Annotated in this window: 4 protein-coding genes and 1 pseudogene; all 5 read right to left on the bottom strand. The window is 63.7% G+C overall.

Annotated features, from left to right (window positions below; genetic code table 11):
- Positions 1-352, bottom strand: a 352-nt coding sequence (locus I6F10_RS20415) for a major capsid protein (protein WP_331461836.1), incomplete at its 3' end; no start/stop codon positions are given.
- A gap of 175 nt (positions 353-527) precedes the next feature.
- Positions 528-1,100, bottom strand: a pseudogene (locus tag I6F10_RS20410) (major capsid protein); the annotation flags it as partial.
- Positions 1,101-1,134: 34 nt separating this feature from the next.
- The gene (locus I6F10_RS19705; protein WP_114488102.1) at positions 1,135-1,788 is read right to left on the bottom strand and encodes a head decoration protein; all 654 of its coding nucleotides are present in this window, start codon (positions 1,786-1,788) and stop codon (positions 1,135-1,137) included.
- A gap of 2 nt (positions 1,789-1,790) precedes the next feature.
- Entirely contained in the window at positions 1,791-2,852 is a 1,062-nt protein-coding gene (locus I6F10_RS19700; RefSeq protein WP_114488101.1) for a head maturation protease, ClpP-related, read from the bottom strand.
- 80 nt (positions 2,853-2,932) lie between these two features.
- On the bottom strand, positions 2,933-3,295 hold a 363-nt coding region (locus I6F10_RS19695; protein ID WP_231620016.1), incomplete at its 5' end, for a hypothetical protein.

Here is a 3,295-nt window from a genome sequence, read left to right as displayed (position 1 = left end):
TGATGACTGCCTCGGGCAACGAGTTGAAGTGGATCGGGTTGGACTGCGCCTCGCCGATGATGCCCTTGTTGAAAGGCATCGCTTCCTGCTTGGCGTAGAACGGCAGGCCCTGCGTGTTCACCGTCTCCATGTAGTCCGCAGGTGCGAACTTGGACTGGAACATGCCGGGGACACCTTCGGGGTAGGCGTAGGCGATACCGTCAGCGATGAAGTCGCCGGCCGAGGTGCCGCCGTCGTAGACCTCGAAGATCACGCCTGCGAACTCGAAGTCGCCACCGTTCACCTGGTCGGTGCGCAGGTAGGCGCCTTGGTTCCACAGTTCCCACGCCTTGATCATCTTGGTGTTCTGCACCAGGGGGGTGAAGAAGCCCAGCGAGCAGATCACGCGGATGCGACCGAAGGAGCGACNGGTAGGCGCCTTGGTTCCACAGTTCCCACGCCTTGATCATCTTGGTGTTCTGCACCAGGGGGGTGAAGAAGCCCAGCGAGCAGATCACGCGGATGCGACCGAAGGAGCGACCACCCATCTTGGCGCGGATCATCGACTTGAGGGTGATGATCGAAGCCTTGGGGTCGCCGTTGGCGGCCACAGCGATGTTCCAGAACTGGGTCTGCTGGGTCATGCCGAAGGCGTCGTACACGTCGAGCAGCGTGGAGCCGTCGGCGTCGGTCACCAGACCCTTGAGTGCGCCGACGCGCATGTTCTCGTGGGTCAGGTCCATGCTGGCACGCACGTTGGCGAGCTTGCGCTGCACCAGTGTGGCTGCCTGCTCGACTTCGGTCTCGCTGCCGTAGGCGCGGATGCCTTGCACTTCGTCTGCGAGCACCGACCATGAGGCGGGGATGTGCAGAGCGTGCAGAGGGATCAGCTTGCGAGGGCCGAGGGCGACAGGCTCACGCACACCGCCGCGGGGGGCGGTGGGCAGCAGCTTGATGCTCGACCCTTGGCGTTCGATCATGAACGAAGTGGTCGAGATGCCTTCCTCTTGGAACAGACCCTTGTCGCCCAGTTTGGTGGGCACGTCGGGAATGTCCGTGATGGTGCTGGACAGAGACGTAACGCTGAACGCATCGTCCTGGAAAATGTCGAGGGTTGCCATGTTTCTTGTGCTCCTGAGTCGAGAGATGAAAGGCTCAGAGAGCCGGGGTGGAAACGGTTGGCAGGCCAGCCGTGCCGCGCACGATCAGACCTTTCTTCGCCAGGTCGGTCTGGCCTGCCGCGTCGAGACCCGTGAGTTCGAAGCGGTTCAGCTCGGCGTCGCGCACGAAGCCCACTGCGTCGGAGTCGCCGGTCTTGGCGGGCAGCCAGTTGTAGAGCACCGCGTCAGCGGGGCCTGCGGCGCCGTTGGCGGTGTAGGCGATGTACTTGCCGGAGCCTGCAGCCACGGTGATGGTCGCGGTGTCGCCAGCCACTGCGGGGGTTGCGCCTGCTGTCAGCGTGACGCCGACGCCACCCTTGCTGAAGGCGGCACCCAGCGTGCCGGTGCCGACGGTCTTGCCTTCAGGGTCTTCCACCGTGAACTTGGTGGCTGCGGTGAACTCGATCACGTAGACGCCGGGGATGGCCGCAGCGCCGACAGTGATAGTGCCCGCCGTGGGGTTGCCAGTTGCGCCGGCGTCCATGGCGAAGGTGCCCTCGCCTGCGTCGCCCGAGCGGGTCAGCAGGGTGCCGGAGGCCAGCGCGGTGCCCGATTGGGTCACGACGATGTTTTCACGGCTGCGCTGGTTGGACGCTTCCGAAATGATCACCGCTTTGACGCGCGGCGTGGAGAGAAGAGAGGTTGCCATGGTCAGTTTCCTTTGCGAGAGTTTTGCTTGCGTGCCGCACGCTTTTCGTAGACGGCTTTCGCCGACAACACCCCGGACTGGCCGGCGGTTTGGGACCCACGCGCCGGAGGCGCGTTGTTGGTGTGCTCATCGGCCTCGGCCATTGCCTTGATCAGCGCGGCGCGCACGTCCTCTACGGACTGGTTGGCGCGGATGGCCTTGGCGGCATCGTCCGGGCGCTTGGCAACGGCGCAGAGCGCCACAATTTCCTTGGCCGCAGTGATGCGGGTCTTGGCTTCGTCCAGCGAGGTGCAGGCCACTGCGAACGTAGCGGCGTAGGCCTGCAGGCCAGCGGTGATTGCCAGGGCTTCGATCTGCTTGGCGACGGGGGTGTCTGGCACCGCGGGGTCGATCACAGGGTCGATCACAGAGTCGATCACAGGGTCAACAACGGGGTCAACCACTGGGTCGGCTTCCGCCTTGAAGATCGCAGCCACGTTGGCGGGCAGGTCGGCGCGGGCCAGGTCGAACTTGGCCGTGGCGCGGATGTCGTCCAGAAGCGCAGTGGCGAAGCCCAGGTCCAGGCATTCGTCAGCGGTCAGGTACGTGTCCTTCGCCATGATTTCGGCGGCCTTGGCTTCGTCAGCACCCATGCGGTCCATGTAGATGTTGCGCAGAGAGCCGTCCACCTTGTCCAGCCAGTTGGCCGCGTCGCGCATGTCTTCCGAGGTGCCGGCTGCGATGGTCGAAGCCTGGTGCACCATGGCGAACGTGTTCTTGGGCATCTCGCGCTTGTCGCCTGCGAGGGCGATGATCGAGGCGATGCTGGCTGCGATGCCGGTCACGCGGGTGGTGACGGTCTTGCCGTCCTTGGCCCAGGAGCGCAGCATGTTGTAGATGCCCAGGCCGGCCATCACGTCACCGCCAATCGAGTTGATCTCGACCACCAGTTCGTTGCCTTCGACAGCATCCAGTTGGGCACGGAAATCTTTGGCCTGGGTGCCCCAGAAGCCGATTTCCTCGTCTAGCGCCAAGACCGCGGGCTTTTTACCCGCCTTGGCTGTGAATTTGAAACAGGGGCGCATGCGCAGTCCTTTGCTGAATGCTGCGCATTGTGTTGATCCCTGCGTTATTCACCTCTGCGGCACAATTTCGGACGACGCTCTCAGGCCAGTTCGGCAGGACGTGTTTCGGTCTCGATGGGGGCGGCGCGGCGCCAGCGGTGCGAGCTGGTGAGCAGCCCGACAAACACCGTGACCACGAAAAACATACCTGCGGGCGTGGGCCATGTGCCGAAGATGAACGGCTGAAATCCGTATGCGCAGGCGCCGGACAGCAGCAGGGTGTATTTGAGACGGACGAGCTTGCGAATGCCTACGTGCATGACCGACAAGCGGCAGATGCAGACAACCATGATCGCCCCGCAGACGACCGTGTTCAGCAGGGCCCAGAGGTGGGAATTCATCTCAGTCGTCCTTTTTCGGTGGTTGCTCGGTGCCGGTGCGCTTCTCCAGCAGGCGACCCAGCC

Origin of the sequence: Pseudoalteromonas sp. SWYJZ98, from assembly GCF_015864495.1 — a bacterium.
Classification (GTDB): Bacteria; Pseudomonadota; Gammaproteobacteria; order Enterobacterales; family Alteromonadaceae; genus Pseudoalteromonas; species Pseudoalteromonas distincta.
This window is presented reverse-complemented; position numbering and strand designations above follow the sequence as displayed.

Excerpts from the sequence above, each read along its gene's own strand:
- I6F10_RS19705 (WP_114488102.1), bottom strand. The coding sequence starts at position 1,788 with ATGGCAACCTCTCTTCTCTCCACGCCGCGCGTCAAAGCGGTGATCATT.
- I6F10_RS19700 (WP_114488101.1), bottom strand. The coding sequence starts at position 2,852 with ATGCGCCCCTGTTTCAAATTCACAGCCAAGGCGGGTAAAAAGCCCGCG.